The sequence below is a fragment of the Pseudomonas sp. GM49 genome (assembly GCF_000282355.1).
Taxonomy (GTDB): Bacteria; Pseudomonadota; Gammaproteobacteria; order Pseudomonadales; family Pseudomonadaceae; genus Aquipseudomonas.
This window is the reverse complement of record NZ_AKJL01000296.1, coordinates 13,661-29,896: the sequence shown is the minus strand read 5'-3', so window position 1 is coordinate 29,896 and position 16,236 is coordinate 13,661. Positions and strand designations below refer to the sequence as shown.

The window sequence follows — 16,236 nt, the reverse complement described above, 5'->3', positions numbered from 1 at the left end:
GACAGTATTACGGCAGGTCCCGTATTTCAGGCAAAAAAAACGCCCCGAACCAGTCGGGGCGTTTTCAAGTGCGGCTTGGCAGCGGGAAATTACTTACCTTCCCAGCGCTTCAGTACCAGCGTGGCGTTAGTGCCACCGAAACCGAAGCTGTTGCTCATCACGGTGTTGATGGTGGCGTTTTCGCGGGTCTTGGTCAGCACCGGCAGATCGGCCACTTCAGGGTCCAGCTCGTCGATGTTGGCGGAGCCGGCAATGAAGTTGCCTTCCATCATCAGCATGCAGTAGATCGCCTCGTGAACGCCGGCGGCGCCCAGGGAGTGACCGGACAGGCTCTTGGTGGAGCTGATGGCCGGAGCCTTGTCGCCGAACACTTCACGCACACCTTTCATTTCCGCGACGTCGCCGACCGGAGTCGAAGTGCCGTGGGTGTTCAGGTAGTCGATCGGGGTATCGACGGTGGACAGCGCCTGCTGCATGCAGCGGATCGCACCTTCACCGCTTGGGGCAACCATGTCGTAGCCGTCGGAGGTCGCGCCGTAGCCAACGATTTCCGCGTAGATCTTCGCACCACGGGCCAGAGCGTGTTCCAGCTCTTCGACCACGACCATGCCGCCACCGCCGGCGATGACGAAGCCGTCACGGTCAGCGTCATATGCACGGGAGGCTTTTTCCGGGGTGTCGTTGCGCTTGCTGGACAGGGCGCCCATGGCGTCGAACAGGAACGACTGGCTCCAGTGTTCTTCTTCACCGCCACCGGCGAAGACGATGTCCTGCTTGCCCATCTGGATCTGTTCCATGGCGGTACCGATGCAGTGAGCACTGGTGGCGCAGGCAGAAGCGATGGAGTAGTTCAGGCCCTTGATCTTGAATGGAGTGGCCAGGCACGCGGAAACGGTGCTGCTCATGGTCCGCGTGACGCGGTATGGGCCGACACGCTTGACGCCTTTCTCGCGCAGGATGTCCAGCGCTTCCATCTGGTTCAGGGTCGATGCGCCACCGGAACCGGCGATCAGACCGGTACGCGGGTTGGAAACCTGCTCTTCGGTCAGGCCCGAGTCGGTGATGGCGTCTTTCATGGCCAGGTAGGCATAAGCTGCCGCGTGGCCGACGAAGCGATAAATCTTGCGATCGATCAGTTCTTCAAGGTTGAGGTCAATGGAGCCGGAAACCTGGCTACGCAGACCCATTTCGGCATATTCCGGGTTGAACCGGATGCCAGGGCGGCTTGCACGCAGGTTAGCGGAGACGGTCTCTTTGTCATTGCCCAGGCAAGAAACGATGCCCAGACCAGTGATAACGACGCGGCGCATGCGGATAACCCTTAGAAGTTGTCAGTGGAGGTGAACACGCCGACCCGGAGGCCTTCGGCGGTGTAGATTTCGCGGCCGTCGACAGTGACCGAACCGTCGGCGATGGCCAGGTTCAGCTTGCCCTTGAGGACGCGCTTGATATGAATGTTATAGGTGACTTTCTTGGCGGTCGGCAGGACCTGGCCGAAGAATTTCACTTCGCCCGAACCCAGCGCACGGCCACGGCCCGGCAGGCCTTGCCAGCCCAGGAAGAAACCGACCAGTTGCCACATGGCGTCGAGGCCCAGGCAGCCCGGCATTACCGGATCGCCTTCGAAGTGGCAGGCGAAGAACCACAGGTCCGGATTGATATCCAGCTCGGCGACCAATTCACCTTTGCCGTACTTGCCACCTTCTTCGCTGATCAGGGTGATGCGATCAACCATCAGCATGTTCGGGGCGGGCAGTTGCGCGTTACCAGGGCCGAACAGCTCACCGCGACTGCAGCGCAGCAGGTCTTCCCGGGTAAAGGCGTTTTGTTTGGTCATGCGAGCTCCTCAATAGTCCCATGCGGCAGGTGGGGCAAATCTTCCCGGCCGATCGAAGCGTTCATGCCTCGAACCGGCAGCCTACTCATAGACTATTGCGTTGTGGTGAAAGTCACAGCACCAAGGACATGAATGTACACTTGTGCACTGAAATTATTATTCAAGCCCCTTTTCGGGCCAGTTCGGGTGCCTAAGACTGCCGCACTTTCGCCTTTCACGCCAGTCGCAGATGCTCGAAAGGCCTGTACTACTGCACCCATCGTTGCAGAATTTGCTGCAGATCAGTCCGTTTGAATGGCTTGGCCAGGTAATCGTTCATCCCCGCCGACAGACAGGCCTCGCGGTCGCCCTGCAAGGCGTTGGCGGTCAACGCGATGATCGGCAGGTCGGTGCAACCGGGCAGCTTGCGGATTTGTCGGGTGGCTTCATAGCCATCGATGATCGGCAAGCGGCAATCCATCAGGATCGCTTCGAAAATCAGGCTCTCGGCACTGCGAACAGCCTGCGCGCCGTCGGCTGCGAGACTGACCTTGAAGCCCAGACTGCGCAACATGGCTTCGATGACCGTCTGGTTGACCGGGTTGTCTTCGACCAACAGCACATTGCGCCCATCGCCGTCACTGTTGCCGGATTGCGCGCGGGGGGGCAACAGTGGCTGCGTCTGCTGGTGCAGTGCCAAGGGGATTTCCAGGGTGAACACCGAACCGCGACCTTCCTCACTCTTCGCGCGCAAGGTGCCCCCCATGCGTTCGGCCAGGGTACGGGCAATCGGCAGGCCCAGCCCGGTGCCGCCATAACGCCTCGAAATGGAGCTGTCGGCCTGCTGGAAAGCGTTGAACATCAATTCCAGGCTTTGCGCCGGGATGCCGATGCCGCTGTCGCGCACGGTGCAGGTGAACCACAGCAACTCGTGGTCCAGCGACTGCCACTGCGCCTCGATGGAGACGCGGCCCTGTTCGGTGAACTTCAGCGCATTGCCGATCAGGTTGACCAGTATCTGCCGGATACGCGTCGGGTCGCCCTTGACCTGCAAGCCGCGCATGTCATCGGGGATCATCAGTTGCAGGTCGAGACCGCGTTGCGCGGCGCTGTGCTGGAACGACTGGGCACAACTGCCGATCAGGTCGACGAGGTGGAACGCAATGTGTTCCAGTTCCAGCTCCGAACGTTCGATCCGCGAGAAATCCAGGATGTCGTTGATGACCTTGAGCAAGTGCTCGGTGGATTCCGAGGCCAGCGCCGCGTATTCCACCTGTTCCTCGGTCATGTCAGTGGTTTCCAGCAACTGCAGCATGCCCAGTACGCCATTCATTGGCGTGCGCAGTTCATGGCTCATCATGGCGAGGAAGTCGGATTTGGCGTTGTTGGCCTTTTCCGCCTCTTCGCGGGTCTGGATCAATTGCGCCATGGCCTGATGCTGTTCGCGGCTGGCCTGTTCGAGACCGCTGGCGAGGTTGTTGATGTGTTGCGACAGCGCCCCCAGCTCGGTGTCGTCGACAATCGGCAGCGGTGTTTTGTAGTCGCCGTCCTGGATCGCCTTGACCGCATTGCCGATATCACGGATCGGTTGCGACAGACTGCCCGCCAGACGCCGGGCCACGAGGAAGGTAAACAGCAGGGCAAACAGCGCCAGAATGGCGGCCTTGAGCACGATTTCCTGCTGACGCTGGCTGAAGGCATCGTTGGACAGCCCGACGATCACCCGGCCGAGATAGTCTTCGGTGGGGGCCGCGTTGGCGGTTTTGCTGCTCTGGAAAAAATCATTGTGCAAGGCGATTCGCTGGAGCCGTATCGGTGCCTGGAACACTTCGAGCTGTTGCGCGCGATTGTGGTGTTCGCTCGGTTGTTCGACGTATACCAGAACCCGGTTGGCGCTGTCCTGGATTTCCAGAAAGCTCACGTTGGGCGTGGCCAGCGTCGCCTTGAGCAAGGTTTCGAGCACTTCGATGTCACCCGAAATCACTCCGTACTCGGTCGCCGGCGCCAGTTGATTGGCGATCAACTGGCCGGTGTGGGTGATTTCCTGACGCAGATCCTGGATGCGCACGAACGTGAAGAAGCTGATCAGCAACAGGGTCAGCAGCAGAGCAGGGCCGAGGCTGATGAGTTGGGTGCGAGTGTTGATGTCCCAGCGACGGCGCAAGTTCATGGGCGGCGTTCTCCTTCAGCCAGCAACGTGGTGACAGACGCTTCGTTTATCTGTTCGATACCCAATGAACGCGCCACCTGCGGATTGCTCGCGACCTTGAATCGATGGGGATAGTGCGTGCGCGGCCAAGTGGCCGGTGGCCGGTCGAGCAATTCGTTGAGGATCGCCAGCCAATCGCTCTGATCGCTGTAGGTGCTGGCCAGGCTCCCGGCCTTGACGAATCCGGCGTTGGGTCCGACCAGCGCCATTTGCCGTGAGTAGCTGCTCAGCAGCAGGTTCTTGGCGGTTTGCGGGTTGTACAGGTCGGCGTCGTCCAGGCCCAGCAACACGTCGCTGTTTTTCAGCAGGGTCTGTAACGGGCGACTGTCGTGAATGTTGTCCCAGCGCTGGGTGACCACCTCAAGATCCAAGGGGAGGGCGGCCTGACGCAGCTCATTCAACAGGAATTCACTGTGGTTGTCGTAGAGCACGCCGATGCGTTTGGCTTGGGGTAACAGGGTGCGGGTCAAGCGCAACTGGCGGTCCAGCGGTGGATCGCTCCATAGCAGGGAAAGGCGCGCAGGGAGCGTGTTGTTCAAGCGTTGCCGGGCTTGCAGGCGGCTGATGCGCAACACCAGAGTCGCCGGGCCCTGGGTGTCCTGCAGGCGCCAGTCGAGGCTGGGCAGGTCGAGCAATATCAAGCGGATGTTTTCAGGCAGCTTGTCTGGTATCGGTAAACTGGCCAGTGTCTGGAATCGTACGTTATCGCGTGGTCGCAATTCGCTCAGGGCCTGGGTAAACGCCCGCACACCGGGGCTGTCTTCGGCCCCCGTGAGCAAAATGTCGGCCGCGTTACTCGCCAGGCTGCCCAGCATGCCGATTGACAACAGGCAAAGTCCGGCCAGCAGCCGGCCCAGGGGCGGCATTCTACAGGCTGGACGATACGGCATCTTAAAGCTCCAGCTCCGCGCTGAAATACATCACGTGGCGCTGGTCATAATTGTTATCGATGAGGGTGGTCGGCTGATTGTCCAGCCGTTGCTGGAGCACCCCGGCCAGTTCCAGGCTGGCGTAAAAGTCGTCGATGCCGCGCCGGCCCTGGGTGACCTTCAGGCGCGTGGCAGTGAGCACTTGCGGCAGCGGTTCGCTGTCCAGGAACAAGTCGTCGGCCAGCAATGGCGAGCTGAAAATCAGCGCCAGTACCAGCGGCGAATGCGATGAAGGAGCACCCGGAGACACAACACATTCCAGTCAGTGATTGATGGCGCGCATGTTAACCGAGCCGAATGACTTTTCCATTCACGATGTCCGCATTTTCCTCTGATTTATTGGTCTTCTTCCCACGGCTAGCAGTATTTGAAGTCGGGGCTGGCCGCCAAGGGGCTGCCCCGTATAATGCCGACATCGCCACTGGTATGGATTAACGGATTGCATATGACTGAACAGCGCCCGATTGCGGTCCTGGGAGGCGGAAGTTTTGGAACCGCCGTGGCTAATCTGCTGGCCGAGAACGGGCATCAGGTCCTTCAGTGGATGCGTGACCCCGAACAGGCCGAGGCCATTCGGGTCAATCGCGAGAACCCGCGTTACCTCAAAGGCATCAAGGTTCTGCCCGGCGTGACGCCGGTCACCGACCTGCAAGCCACCCTGGATGCCTGTGACCTGTGTTTCGTCGCATTGCCCTCCAGCGCGCTGCGCTCGGTGCTGGTGCCGCACGCCGAACGCTTGACTGGCAAAATGCTGGTGAGCCTGACCAAGGGCATCGAAGCCCACACGTTCAAGTTGATGAGCGAGATCCTCGAAGAGATCGCCCCGCAGGCGCGCATCGGCGTCCTGTCCGGACCCAACCTGGCCCGTGAAATCGCCGAACACGCGCTGACCGCCACAGTGGTCGCCAGTGAAGACGAAGAGCTGTGCCAGCAGGTTCAGGCCGCGCTGCACGGCCGCACCTTTCGTGTCTACGCCAGCGCCGACCGTTTCGGTGTGGAATTGGGCGGGGCGTTGAAAAACGTCTACGCGATCATCGCCGGCATGGCGGTGGCGCTGGGCATGGGAGAAAATACCAAGAGCATGCTGATCACCCGGGCATTGGCGGAAATGACCCGCTTTGCGGTGAATCAGGGCGCCAACCCGATGACCTTCCTGGGCCTGGCGGGCGTGGGCGATCTGATCGTGACCTGTTCGTCGCCCAAGAGCCGCAACTATCAGGTCGGTTTCGCCCTCGGCCAGGGCCTGAGCCTGGACGAGGCCGTTACGCGCCTGGGCGAAGTCGCCGAAGGGGTCAACACCCTTAAAGTGCTCAAGGCCAAGGCCCAGGAGGTTGGCGTGTACATGCCGCTGGTCGCCGGGCTGCACGCGATCCTGTTCGAGGGGCGCACGCTGGAGCAGGTCATCGGTCTGTTAATGCGTGGCGAGCCGAAAACCGACGTCGACTTTATTTCCACCAGTGGTTTCAACTAATCACGTTTGCCAGAAAAGCAGGGAGTTGCGCATGAACGATCCGAAAGTAGAAGCCAGGTACGAATCCATCCTGCTGCGCGTGTTGTGGATGATCCTCTTCGTGCTGGTGTGGCAAGTGGCGCAGTTCATCCTCGGCGCCGTCGTGCTCGTGCAGTTGATCTATCGTTTGTTCTATGGCGCCCCGAGCGCCAGCCTGATGAACTTCGGCGACAGCCTGAGCCAGTTCTTGGCGCAGATCGGTCGTTTCGGCAGCTTTCACAGCGACCAGAAACCCTGGCCGTTCGCCGATTGGCCGATGCCGCGTACGCCGGAAGGTGAAGCGCCGCATGTCGTGGCACCGGCACCGCATCCGGCCCGAGATGAGGAACCCAAGCTATGAAACTCTGGGTATTGCGTCATGGTGAAGCCGTTCCGCACGGTGCCCGTCCCCACGATTCGGAGCGGGAACTGACAGACCACGGTCGTGAGGAGGTGCTGCGCAGCGCCGCGCTACTGATGGGCCAACCGCTGACGGCGATCTACGCCAGTCCGTACCTGCGAGCGCAGCAGACGGCGCAACTGGTGCGCGAAACACTGGGATTCGAACCGGAAATCCGCACCGTCGAATGGCTTACCCCGGAAACCGATCCGGACAAAGTGGCCGAGCAACTGGTGTCGGTGAGCAACGTCCTTTTGGTCAGTCACAACCCGCTGGTGGGGAATTTGTTGAGCTACCTGCAACATGGCGCCGGGCATCCGCCGGAAAAAGTCAGCACCGCCGGATTAGCCGAAATCAAGGGTGAGGAGTTGCTGATCGGGTCGATGAAACTCGACAGCATCAAGTCCCCATAACGCCGCATTTCTGTGGGAGCGTGGCTTGCCCGCGAAGGTATCGACTCGGTTTACCTGATAAACCGCGGAGCCTGCATCGCGGGCAAGCCACGCTCCCACAGGGACGTCATCGCCTGGAAAGTTTTGAATGAAATAGTCAACCAAGCACTTGCTTGGTTGACTACGCTTGCTCCAGACCAAAAACACAGGAGCGAGTCATGTCTGCTGCTTTTCGTTTGCCTCTGGACGTTTTCTACGAGCGTGAGGCCCGTCATCCCCGCCAGCGCTTCCTGGTCCAGCCTGTCGGAGGTGGCGAGGTCGAGACCTTGACCTGGGCGGATGTCGGTCACCAGGCCCGTTGCGCGGCCCATTGGTTGCGAGCGCGGGAACTGCCGCACGGCAGCCATATCGCCCTGATCTCAAAGAACTGTGCCCACTGGATCATTGCCGACCTGGCGATCTGGATGGCCGGGCATGTGTCGGTGCCGTTGTACCCCAACCTCACCGCCGAATCGGTTTCCCAGGTACTTGAACACTCGGAAGCGGCGCTGGCGTTCATCGGCAAGCTCGACGACTGGCCAGGCATGTCCCGTGGCGTCAGCCCCGACCTGCCGACCATCAGCCTGCCCCTGCATCCGCCGGGTACGTTCGATTTCAGCTGGGCCGACCTGCAACGCAGCTCGCCGATCCAGGACGATCCCAAACCTGCCGCCGATCAACTGGCGACCATCATTTACACCTCCGGCACCACTGGCATGCCCAAAGGCGTGATGCACAGCTTCGGCACTCTGGGGTTCGCCACCACTCGCGGCACTTCGTTGTTCGGCCTCAACGAGTCGGACCGGCTGTTGTCCTACCTGCCGCTGTGCCACGTTGCCGAGCGGATGTTCGTCGAGCTTGCGTCGATCTATACCGGTCAGACGGTATTTTTCGCCGAGAGCCTGGACACCTTTCTCACCGACCTGCAGCGTGCACGTCCCACCGCGCTGTTCGGCGTGCCGCGTATCTGGACCAAATTCCAGATGGGCGTGTACAGCAAGATCCCGGCAAAACGTCTCGACTTCCTGCTCGGCCTGCCGATCATCGGCAAACGGGTCGGGCATAAGGTCCTTGCCGGGCTCGGGCTGGATGCGTTGCGCATTGCGCTGTCCGGCGCTGCGCCGGTGCCGCAGACCTTGTTGTTGTGGTACCGCAAACTGGGGCTGGATGTGCTGGAGGTCTACGGCATGACCGAGAGTTGCGGCTATTCGCACATTTGCATGCCGGGCCAGAACAAACCGGGCTGGATCGGCAAACCGTGCCCGGAAGTCGAAGTGCGGATCGCCGAGACGGGGGAGGTCATGGTGCGCAGTGGTGCGACCATGCTCGGGTATTACAAGGAACCGGAAAAAACCGCCGACACCATTACCGAGGACGGCTTCCTGCGCACCGGCGACAAGGGCGAGGAGGATGCGGATGGCAATCTGCGCCTGACCGGACGTCTGAAGGAAATCTTCAAGACCAGCAAAGGCAAATACGTGGCCCCGGCACCGATTGAAAATCGCCTGGCCGTGCACTCACGCATCGAACAGGTCTGTGTCGTGGGCGATGGCTTGGGTGCACCGTTGGGCTTGTGTGTGTTGTCGGCGGTTGGCCAGCAGGATGCCGGCGGGGCCGCGCGCGCCGGCTTGCATTCCAGCCTGGAAAAACTGCTGGAAGAGGTCAACAGCGCCCTCGACAAACATGAGCGACTGCGGCGCCTGGTGGTGGTCAAGGACAGTTGGGCCGTGGAAAACGGCTTTCTCACTCCGACCCTGAAGATCAAGCGCAATGTGATCGAAGCGGCTTATGGTGAGCGCTTTGAAGAATGGAGCGAGCATAGCGAAGCGGTGCTGTGGCAGGATTGATCCACGAACAAAACCAACAAGGAAACTCTGCGATGAGCCTGTGGCGCACCACTCCCAACATCGAACAGTTGAACGCAATCCAGAAAAACACCATCGGCGAAGTGCTGGACATCCGTTTCGAAGCCTTCGACGACGAGTCCCTGACCGCCAGCATGGTCGTCGATCACCGCACCCATCAGCCTTACGGCTTGCTGCATGGTGGCGCCTCGGTGGTGCTGGCCGAATCGGTCGGCTCCATGGCCAGTTACCTGTGCATCGATGCCAGCAAGTTCTATTGCGTGGGCCTGGAAATCAACGCCAACCATTTGCGCGGCCTGCGCAGCGGGCGGGTGACGGCGGTGGCCAAGCCGATCCACATCGGCCGAACGACCCATGTCTGGGACATTCGCCTGACCAGCGATGAGGGCAAGGCCAGCTGCGTGTCGCGACTGACCATGGCGGTGGTGCCGTTGGGTGAGAATCCGCCGGCGCGTTGAACCAAAGCCATGGCTTTGACCGGACTGTCATCATTCCTGTCAGTTACGGTCATTGCTGCAGGACGCGGTCTTGCGGACAATCAACGCCTGTTCTCGCTTATGGATTTGCAGGTATGTCGCAACAGATCTTTTTCGCCCACGCCAATGGTTTTCCTTCGGGGACCTACGGCAAGTTGTTTGCGGCGCTGGCCCCCGAGTTTCAGGTGACGCATCTGGAGCAGCACGCCCACGACCCGCGTTACCCGGCGGACGACAACTGGTACAACCTGGTGGATGAGCTGATTCATCACCTGCAACAACAGGCCGAGCCCGTGTGGGGCGTCGGTCATTCCTTCGGTGGGGTGTTGCACTTGCATGCGGCCTTGCGCTGCCCCGAACTGTATCGCGGGGTGGTGATGCTCGACTCGCCAGTGCTGACCCGAACCGATCGATGGGTGATCCGTGCGGCCAAGCGTTTCGGCTTCATCGACCGCTTGACCCCGGCCGGGCGTACCCTGGGCCGCCGTGAAGAGTTTGCCGACCTGGAAAGTGCACGGAAGTATTTTGCCGGTAAAACCCTGTTCCGCGGTTTTGACCCGGAATGCTTCGATGCCTACCTGCAACATGGTTTGCACCAGGTTGGCGACAAGCTGCGCCTGCGGTTCGACCCGGCCACGGAAATCAGCATCTATCGCGGCGTGCCGCACACCAGCCCGGGTAGCACCCGGCAGTTGCAAGTGCCGTTGGCGGTGGTTCGCGGGCACAACAGTCGTGTGGTGATGCGCCATCACGCCAGTTCGGTCGACCGCCTGCCGTTGGGCGAGTCGTTGACCATGCCCGGCGGCCACATGTTTCCGCTTGAACGTCCCCTTGATACCGCTGAAATGCTCAAAGGCCTGTTCTACCGCTGGGACGGCCGTCGACAACAGGATTGCGCATGAGCCACGTCGTCGAAGAGGTCCGCCTGAGTCTGCCGCACATCGAGCTGGCGGCGCACCTGTTCGGTCCTGAAGACGGTGTGCCGGTCATTGCCCTGCACGGCTGGCTGGACAACGCCAACAGCTTTGCCCGCCTGGCACCCAAACTCAAAGGCCTGCGCATCATTGCGCTGGACATGGCCGGTCACGGTCATTCCGGGCATCGCCCGCCGGGAGCCGGTTACGCCATGTGGGACTATGCCCACGATGTGCTGCAAGTCGCCGAACAGCTTGGACTGAAGAAATTTGCGCTGATGGGGCATTCGATGGGCGCTATCGCTTCGCTGATCATCGCCGGGTCGATGCCCGAGCGGGTCACCCACCTGGCGTTGATCGACGGCATCATTCCTCCTACAGACAAAGGTGAAAACGCTGCCGAGCGCATGGGCATGGCCCTGCAAGCGCAACTGGATCTGCGGGAAAAGCGCAAACCGGTCTATGACACCCTCGACCGAGCCATCGAAGCGCGTATGAAGGGCCTGGTGGCGGTCAGCCGCGAGGCTGCCGAACTGCTGGCGCAGCGTGGTCTGATGCCGGTATCGGGCGGTTATACCTGGCGCACCGACAATCGCCTCACGCTGCCATCGCCGCTGCGTCTTACAACCGAACAGGCAATGGCCTTCGTCCAGCGGGTCAAATGTCCTGCAACACTGGTGGTCGCTGCTGACGGCATGCTCGCCAAACACCCGGAATTGCTCGAGCGTCTACCCTTTAGCCGGGAACAGCTGCCAGGCGGCCACCATTTGCACCTGAATGACGAGTCCGGTGCCGATCTTGTCGCAGACTGTTTCAATCGGTTCTTCGCCATTCCTTGACTTGCGCCGGGCAACTGTCGAGGCTTGGCGGGTTGAAATGGGAGACAACCATGATAGATCTCTACACCGCTGCGACCCCGAATGGCCACAAGGTCTCTATCGTGCTCGAGGAACTCGGCCTGCCCTACACGGTGCATGCTTTGAGTTTCGACAAAAAGGAGCAGAAGTCCGCGGACTTCCTCAAGATCAACCCCAATGGCCGGATTCCGGCGATTGTCGACCGCGCCAACGGCGATTTCGCTGTGTTCGAATCCGGCGCCATCCTGATTTACCTCGCAGAAATGACCGGCAAACTGATGCCTGGCGACCCGAAGGGACGTTCGGTGGTGCTGCAGTGGCTGATGTTCCAGATGGGGGGGATCGGCCCGATGCAGGGCCAGGCGAATGTGTTCTTCCGCTACTTTCCGGAAAAACTCCAGGGCGCCATCGACCGCTATCAACATGAAACCCGTCGCCTCTACGAAGTGCTCGACACGCGTTTGCAAAGCGTGGAGTTTCTCGCCGGCGAATACAGTATTGCCGACATCGCCACCTTTCCTTGGGTGCGCGGTTACGAGTGGTCGGGCGTCTCGGTGGAGGGCTTGACGGCGTTGCAACGCTGGATGGCCACCCTGGAGGCTCGGCCGGCGGTGCAGCGTGGTCTGCAGGTACCGCAACGCGCCGATGAAGCCAGTGTCATCAAGGGCGCCCAGGCCATGCTGATCCGATGAGTCTATCCATGCGTTCATTCAGTTTGCTGGTGCTGTGCAGTTTCAGTCCCTTGTTGTTCGCCGCCGATCTTCCGGGCAGTCAGGATCTGCCGATAGTGCCGCGTATGGCCGACGCCCAGATTGTCGACTATCGCCCGGCCGCCGGGCTGGAGCGGATCTACCCGTTGGGCTCGATCCGCAAGATCAGTGGCCAGTTACGTTTCGACGGTCAGGTCAGTGCCCGCGGCAACGTCACTTCGGTGACCTACGAGTTGCCACCGGAGCATTCATCCATCGAGGCGTTCACCGCTGCCCGCGAGGCTTTGCAAAAACAGGACGCCGGGTTGCTCTTTTGGTGCCAGGCGCGCGATTGCGGCGAAAGCAGCCTCTGGGCCAATCAAATCTTCGGCAACGCCAAGCTGTACGGCGCCGATGATCAACAAGCCTATTTGCTGCTGCGACTTGCCGCTCCACGGGACAACACGCTCGTCGCGCTGTACAGCATCACCCGCGGTAATCGCAAAGCCTACCTGCATGTCGAACAGTTCGACGCTTCGGCGCCGCTGGGCGAGTTGTTGCCGACCTCCGCGACCTTGCTGCGTGAACTCAAGAGCACCGGCGAGCTCGATTTTTCCACGTTGAGCGGCGCACCTGACGAGACCTGGCTACGCCTGATTTCTCGCGGACTGAATCTGGACACCACCTTGCGGGTCAGTATTTCCGGAGCGAACGCCGAAGCCTGGCGTCAGGCCCTGATTGCCCAGGGCGTGCGTGCCGCGCGGATGGAAACCGGCAGTGCCGAAGGCTCTGGCCTGCACATCGAGCTATTGCGCTAGGCTGTACCGGGCGAACGTGCACGCTGCGTTCGCCTACTCTTTTGCTGACTGACTTTTTCGAGACCTTTGATGATCAATAACGATCGCCTGTTGGTGCAGATCCTGCTCGTGGTGCTGTTCGGCGCGAGCTTCTGGGTGATGGCGCCGTTCTGGTCGGCGATGTTCTGGGGCGCGGTCCTGGCATTCGCCAGCTGGCCACTGATGCGCTTGTTGACCCGTTGGCTCAATGGCCGCGAGTCTCTGGCTGCGGCATTGCTGACGCTGGGCTGGATGGTGCTGGTAGCGGCACCGCTGGTGTGGTTGGGTTTCAACCTTGCCGATCATGTGCGCGATGCCACGGCATTCATCAAGGATGCGCAGGTCGAGGGGCTGCCCGAAGCACCGGCCTGGCTGGGTTCGATTCCCCTGGTGGGCGAGCGGCTGGTCGGGATCTGGAACAGCATCGATGAGCAGGGCGCGGCGATGATGATGTCGCTCAAGCCTTATCTGGGGCAGGTGGGTAACTGGTTGCTGGCGCGCAGCGCGCAGATCGGCGGCGGTATTCTCGAGCTGACCCTGAGCATCGTCTTCGTGTTCTTTTTCTATCGTGACGGGCCGCGTCTGGCGGCGTTTGTACACACTTTGCTGGAGCGGCTGATCGGTCAACGGGCCGGCTACTACATTGAACTGGTAGCGGGCACGGTACAGCGGGTGGTGAACGGTGTGATCGGCACGGCGGCGGCCCAGGCGATCCTGGCGCTGATCGGGTTCCTGATTGCCGGCGTACCGGGTGCGTTGGTGCTCGGCATCGTGACCTTCATGCTCAGCCTGATCCCGATGGGCCCGCCGCTGGTATGGATTCCGGCGACCGCGTGGCTGGCCTGGAAAGGCGAGTACGGGTTGGCCATATTCCTCGGGATCTGGGGCACATTCATCGTCAGCGGTGTCGACAACGTGCTCAAGCCGTACCTGATCAGCCGTGGTGGTAATCTGCCGCTGGTCATTGTGCTGCTTGGGGTGTTTGGCGGGTTGATTGCCTTTGGCTTTATTGGTCTGTTCATTGGCCCGACATTGCTGGCAGTGGCCTACAGCCTGTTGATCGACTGGAGCAAGACTCAGGCACGGGTTGAAGATCGCCGGCCCTGAAGGTCCAGGATCCGTAGCCCGCTGAGCCGCTGAGGGTCAGTGGGCTTTTTGTTGCAGTACAGGGCCTCATCGCGAGCAGGCTCGCTCCCACAAAGGGTCGGTGTGGCTTTCAAATACGTGGTAGATGGATAACCGCAGTCAGGCCAACACCTGCCAGGTAGGCTGCCAACCACAAAGATGGGCTGCGAAGTTGTGGTTCCAGCACAGGCGTCCGACCCTGAGGCGGGAAGTGCTGTTGCAGGGACCTGTTGCGGGTGCTGAGGGTAGCCCGCCTGGGTGTTGCGGGCGTGTCGTGTGTGTATCGAACTCGACACAATGGCCTCGGGGGCTAGTCTTGCCTGAGCCGTCTCGACGATTTACCGATCATCGGGTCCCGCAGCGGCGCTGGTTCCGCTACAATGCGCGCCGATTTCGACTTGCCTGAGAGCCCACTCATGTCCGCCTGCCAGACTCCTATCATCGTCGCCCTGGATTTCCCTACCCGTGACGCCGCACTGAAGCTGGCCGATCAGTTGGACCCGAAGCTGTGCCGGGTCAAAGTCGGTAAAGAGCTCTTCACCAGCTGCGCCTCGGAAATCGTCGGGACCCTGCGCGACAAGGGTTTCGAAGTGTTCCTGGACCTCAAGTTCCACGACATCCCGAACACCACCGCGATGGCCGTCAAAGCGGCTGCGGAAATGGGCGTGTGGATGGTCAACGTACATTGCTCCGGCGGTCTGCGCATGATGGCCGCGTGCCGTGAAGTGCTGGATCAGCGCAGCGGTCCTAAACCATTGCTGATCGGCGTGACCGTGCTGACCAGCATGGAGCGTGAAGATCTGGCGGGCATCGGGCTGGACATCGAGCCGCAAGAACAGGTGCTGCGCCTGGCCGCCCTGGCGGAAAAAGCCGGGATGGACGGTCTGGTGTGCTCGGCCCTGGAAGCCCAGGCGCTGAAATCGGCGCATCCGTCGCTGCAACTGGTGACCCCGGGGATTCGTCCGGCGGGCAGCGCCCAGGACGATCAGCGTCGCATCCTGACGCCACGTCAGGCACTGGATGCCGGTTCCGACTATCTGGTGATCGGCCGTCCGATCAGTCAGGCGGCGGATCCAGCCAAGGCATTGGCTTCGGTTGTGGCCGAACTGGCTTAAACACCGCTAAACCTGTGGGAGCGTCGACCGGCTGCTCCCACAGCGGTTTTGTGGTCACTTCAAATGTTGAGTCAAACCTTCAACACCAACTTCCCGAAATTCTCGCCGTTGAACAATTTCATCAGCGTCTCCGGGAAAGTCTCCAGTCCTTCGACGATGTCTTCCTTGCTCTTGAGCTGCCCCTTGGCCATCCAGCCGGCCATTTCCTGGGCTGCGCTGGCGTATTGGGCGGCGTAGTCCATCACCACAAAACCTTCCATGCGTGCGCGGTTGACCAGCAGCGACAGATAGTTGGCCGGCCCCTTGACCGCTTCCTTGTTGTTGTACTGGCTGATGGCACCGCAAATCACCACCCGCGCCTTCAAGTTCAGGCGGCTCAACACCGCGTCGAGAATGTCGCCACCCACGTTATCGAAATACACGTCGACGCCTTTCGGGCACTCGCGCTTGAGGCCGGCGAGGACGTCTTCGCTCTTGTAGTCGATAGCACCATCGAAACCCAGTTCATCGATCAGGAACCTGCACTTGTCGGCGCCGCCAGCGATGCCAACCACCCGGCACCCTTTGATCTTGGCGATCTGCCCGGCAATGCTGCCCACGGCGCCGGCTGCGCCCGACAGCACCACAGTGTCACCGGCCTTCGGAGCGCCGACGTCGAGCAAGGCGAAGTACGCCGTCATCCCGGTCATGCCCAGTGCCGACAAGTAACGTGGCAACGGTGCCAGTTTCGGATCGACCTTGTAGAAGCCTCGCGGCTCGCCGAGGAAGAAATCCTGCACGCCCAGGGCGCCGTTGACGTAATCCCCGATCGCGAACCCCGGGTTGTTCGACGCAATGACTTTGCCCACACCCAAGGCGCGCATGACTTCGCCGAGCCCGACCGGGGGGATGTAGGACTTGCCTTCGTTCATCCAGCCGCGCATGGCCGGATCCAGGGACAGGTATTGGTTTTCGACCAGAATCTGACCCGCCGCCGGTTCGCCGACCGGCACTTGCTGATAGGTGAATGTCTCGCGGGTCGCCGGGCCAACCGGACGTTTGGCGAGCAGGAATTGGCGATTGGTCTGGGAGGTCATGGCAGGCAC

At 60.9% G+C, this 16,236-nt stretch carries 16 protein-coding genes and 1 pseudogene; 11 read left to right on the top strand and 6 right to left on the bottom strand.

Translation table 11 applies throughout. The features are described from left to right. Positions 1 to 89 precede the first annotated feature (89 nt). The 5 genes and pseudogenes from fabB to PMI29_RS33210 all read right to left on the bottom strand — a co-directional run. On the bottom strand, positions 90 to 1,310 hold the full coding sequence (gene fabB / locus PMI29_RS03275) for a beta-ketoacyl-ACP synthase I (RefSeq protein WP_007974551.1): 1,221 nt from the start codon (positions 1,308 to 1,310) through the stop codon (positions 90 to 92). An 11-nt stretch (positions 1,311 to 1,321) separates the two neighbouring features. Beyond that, a complete protein-coding gene (gene fabA, locus PMI29_RS03280; RefSeq protein WP_003227150.1) occupies positions 1,322 to 1,837 on the bottom strand; it encodes a 3-hydroxyacyl-[acyl-carrier-protein] dehydratase FabA in 516 nt (171 codons plus the stop codon). Between the two features lie 247 nt (positions 1,838 to 2,084). Further along, on the bottom strand, positions 2,085 to 3,986 hold the full coding sequence (locus PMI29_RS03285; RefSeq protein ID WP_008003281.1) for an ATP-binding protein: 1,902 nt from the start codon (positions 3,984 to 3,986) through the stop codon (positions 2,085 to 2,087). Next, the gene (locus PMI29_RS03290; protein ID WP_008003280.1) at positions 3,983 to 4,915 is read right to left on the bottom strand and encodes an ABC transporter substrate-binding protein; all 933 of its coding nucleotides are present in this window, start codon (positions 4,913 to 4,915) and stop codon (positions 3,983 to 3,985) included. The genes PMI29_RS03285 and PMI29_RS03290 overlap by 4 nt, the downstream gene beginning before the upstream one ends. A gap of 1 nt (position 4,916) precedes the next feature. Then, a pseudogene (locus PMI29_RS33210) lies at positions 4,917 to 5,036 on the bottom strand (hypothetical protein); the annotation flags it as partial. A gap of 363 nt (positions 5,037 to 5,399) precedes the next feature. Here PMI29_RS33210 and PMI29_RS03300 point away from each other — a divergent pair. From PMI29_RS03300 to pyrF, 11 genes are all read left to right on the top strand, one after another. Then, on the top strand, positions 5,400 to 6,425 hold the full coding sequence (locus tag PMI29_RS03300) for an NAD(P)H-dependent glycerol-3-phosphate dehydrogenase (RefSeq protein ID WP_008003278.1): 1,026 nt from the start codon (positions 5,400 to 5,402) through the stop codon (positions 6,423 to 6,425). A gap of 31 nt (positions 6,426 to 6,456) precedes the next feature. Further along, positions 6,457 to 6,804 carry a DUF4389 domain-containing protein gene (locus PMI29_RS03305; RefSeq protein WP_008003277.1) on the top strand — a complete coding sequence of 116 codons (348 nt, stop codon included), beginning with the start codon at positions 6,457 to 6,459 and terminating at the stop codon, positions 6,802 to 6,804. Then, positions 6,801 to 7,256, top strand: coding sequence for a phosphohistidine phosphatase SixA (gene sixA, locus PMI29_RS03310; RefSeq protein WP_008003276.1), 456 nt, complete (start codon positions 6,801 to 6,803; stop codon positions 7,254 to 7,256). Before PMI29_RS03305 ends, sixA begins: the two co-directional genes overlap by 4 nt. Before the next feature lie 197 nt (positions 7,257 to 7,453). Next, entirely contained in the window at positions 7,454 to 9,121 is a 1,668-nt protein-coding gene (locus PMI29_RS03315; RefSeq protein ID WP_008003275.1) for an AMP-binding protein, read from the top strand. Positions 9,122 to 9,153: 32 nt separating this feature from the next. Beyond that, on the top strand, positions 9,154 to 9,597 hold the full coding sequence (locus tag PMI29_RS03320; RefSeq protein WP_008003274.1) for a hotdog fold thioesterase: 444 nt from the start codon (positions 9,154 to 9,156) through the stop codon (positions 9,595 to 9,597). 113 nt (positions 9,598 to 9,710) lie between these two features. Further along, complete coding sequence (locus PMI29_RS03325) at positions 9,711 to 10,517, top strand: alpha/beta fold hydrolase (RefSeq protein ID WP_008003273.1); 807 nt, start codon at positions 9,711 to 9,713, stop codon at positions 10,515 to 10,517. After that, entirely contained in the window at positions 10,514 to 11,368 is an 855-nt protein-coding gene (locus tag PMI29_RS03330; RefSeq protein ID WP_008003272.1) for an alpha/beta hydrolase, read from the top strand. Before PMI29_RS03325 ends, PMI29_RS03330 begins: the two co-directional genes overlap by 4 nt. 50 nt (positions 11,369 to 11,418) lie before the next feature. After that, positions 11,419 to 12,078 carry a glutathione S-transferase family protein gene (locus tag PMI29_RS03335; protein ID WP_008003271.1) on the top strand — a complete coding sequence of 220 codons (660 nt, stop codon included), beginning with the start codon at positions 11,419 to 11,421 and terminating at the stop codon, positions 12,076 to 12,078. A gap of 8 nt (positions 12,079 to 12,086) precedes the next feature. After that, the gene (locus tag PMI29_RS03340) at positions 12,087 to 12,893 is read left to right on the top strand and encodes a DUF4892 domain-containing protein (protein ID WP_008003270.1); all 807 of its coding nucleotides are present in this window, start codon (positions 12,087 to 12,089) and stop codon (positions 12,891 to 12,893) included. Between the two features lie 69 nt (positions 12,894 to 12,962). Continuing rightward, the gene (locus PMI29_RS03345; RefSeq protein WP_008003269.1) at positions 12,963 to 14,018 is read left to right on the top strand and encodes an AI-2E family transporter; all 1,056 of its coding nucleotides are present in this window, start codon (positions 12,963 to 12,965) and stop codon (positions 14,016 to 14,018) included. Between the two features lie 434 nt (positions 14,019 to 14,452). After that, positions 14,453 to 15,151, top strand: a complete 699-nt coding sequence (gene pyrF, locus PMI29_RS03350) for an orotidine-5'-phosphate decarboxylase (protein WP_007974578.1) — start codon at positions 14,453 to 14,455, stop codon at positions 15,149 to 15,151. 71 nt (positions 15,152 to 15,222) lie between these two features. Here pyrF and PMI29_RS03355 read toward each other — a convergent pair whose 3' ends face one another. Then, positions 15,223 to 16,227 carry an NADP-dependent oxidoreductase gene (locus PMI29_RS03355; RefSeq protein WP_008003268.1) on the bottom strand — a complete coding sequence of 335 codons (1,005 nt, stop codon included), beginning with the start codon at positions 16,225 to 16,227 and terminating at the stop codon, positions 15,223 to 15,225. Positions 16,228 to 16,236 lie beyond the last annotated feature (9 nt).

What these genes read in the sequence shown, in the direction of transcription:
- fabB (WP_007974551.1), bottom strand. Translation starts at nt 1,310, where the DNA reads ATGCGCCGCGTCGTTATCACTGGTCTGGGCATCGTTTCTTGCCTGGGC.
- fabA (WP_003227150.1), bottom strand. Translation starts at nt 1,837, where the DNA reads ATGACCAAACAAAACGCCTTTACCCGGGAAGACCTGCTGCGCTGCAGT.
- PMI29_RS03285 (WP_008003281.1), bottom strand. Translation starts at nt 3,986, where the DNA reads ATGAACTTGCGCCGTCGCTGGGACATCAACACTCGCACCCAACTCATC.
- PMI29_RS03290 (WP_008003280.1), bottom strand. Translation starts at nt 4,915, where the DNA reads ATGCCGTATCGTCCAGCCTGTAGAATGCCGCCCCTGGGCCGGCTGCTG.
- PMI29_RS03300 (WP_008003278.1), top strand. Translation starts at nt 5,400, where the DNA reads ATGACTGAACAGCGCCCGATTGCGGTCCTGGGAGGCGGAAGTTTTGGA.
- PMI29_RS03305 (WP_008003277.1), top strand. Translation starts at nt 6,457, where the DNA reads ATGAACGATCCGAAAGTAGAAGCCAGGTACGAATCCATCCTGCTGCGC.
- sixA (WP_008003276.1), top strand. Translation starts at nt 6,801, where the DNA reads ATGAAACTCTGGGTATTGCGTCATGGTGAAGCCGTTCCGCACGGTGCC.
- PMI29_RS03315 (WP_008003275.1), top strand. Translation starts at nt 7,454, where the DNA reads ATGTCTGCTGCTTTTCGTTTGCCTCTGGACGTTTTCTACGAGCGTGAG.
- PMI29_RS03320 (WP_008003274.1), top strand. Translation starts at nt 9,154, where the DNA reads ATGAGCCTGTGGCGCACCACTCCCAACATCGAACAGTTGAACGCAATC.
- PMI29_RS03325 (WP_008003273.1), top strand. Translation starts at nt 9,711, where the DNA reads ATGTCGCAACAGATCTTTTTCGCCCACGCCAATGGTTTTCCTTCGGGG.
- PMI29_RS03330 (WP_008003272.1), top strand. Translation starts at nt 10,514, where the DNA reads ATGAGCCACGTCGTCGAAGAGGTCCGCCTGAGTCTGCCGCACATCGAG.
- PMI29_RS03335 (WP_008003271.1), top strand. Translation starts at nt 11,419, where the DNA reads ATGATAGATCTCTACACCGCTGCGACCCCGAATGGCCACAAGGTCTCT.
- PMI29_RS03340 (WP_008003270.1), top strand. Translation starts at nt 12,087, where the DNA reads ATGCGTTCATTCAGTTTGCTGGTGCTGTGCAGTTTCAGTCCCTTGTTG.
- PMI29_RS03345 (WP_008003269.1), top strand. Translation starts at nt 12,963, where the DNA reads ATGATCAATAACGATCGCCTGTTGGTGCAGATCCTGCTCGTGGTGCTG.
- pyrF (WP_007974578.1), top strand. Translation starts at nt 14,453, where the DNA reads ATGTCCGCCTGCCAGACTCCTATCATCGTCGCCCTGGATTTCCCTACC.
- PMI29_RS03355 (WP_008003268.1), bottom strand. Translation starts at nt 16,227, where the DNA reads ATGACCTCCCAGACCAATCGCCAATTCCTGCTCGCCAAACGTCCGGTT.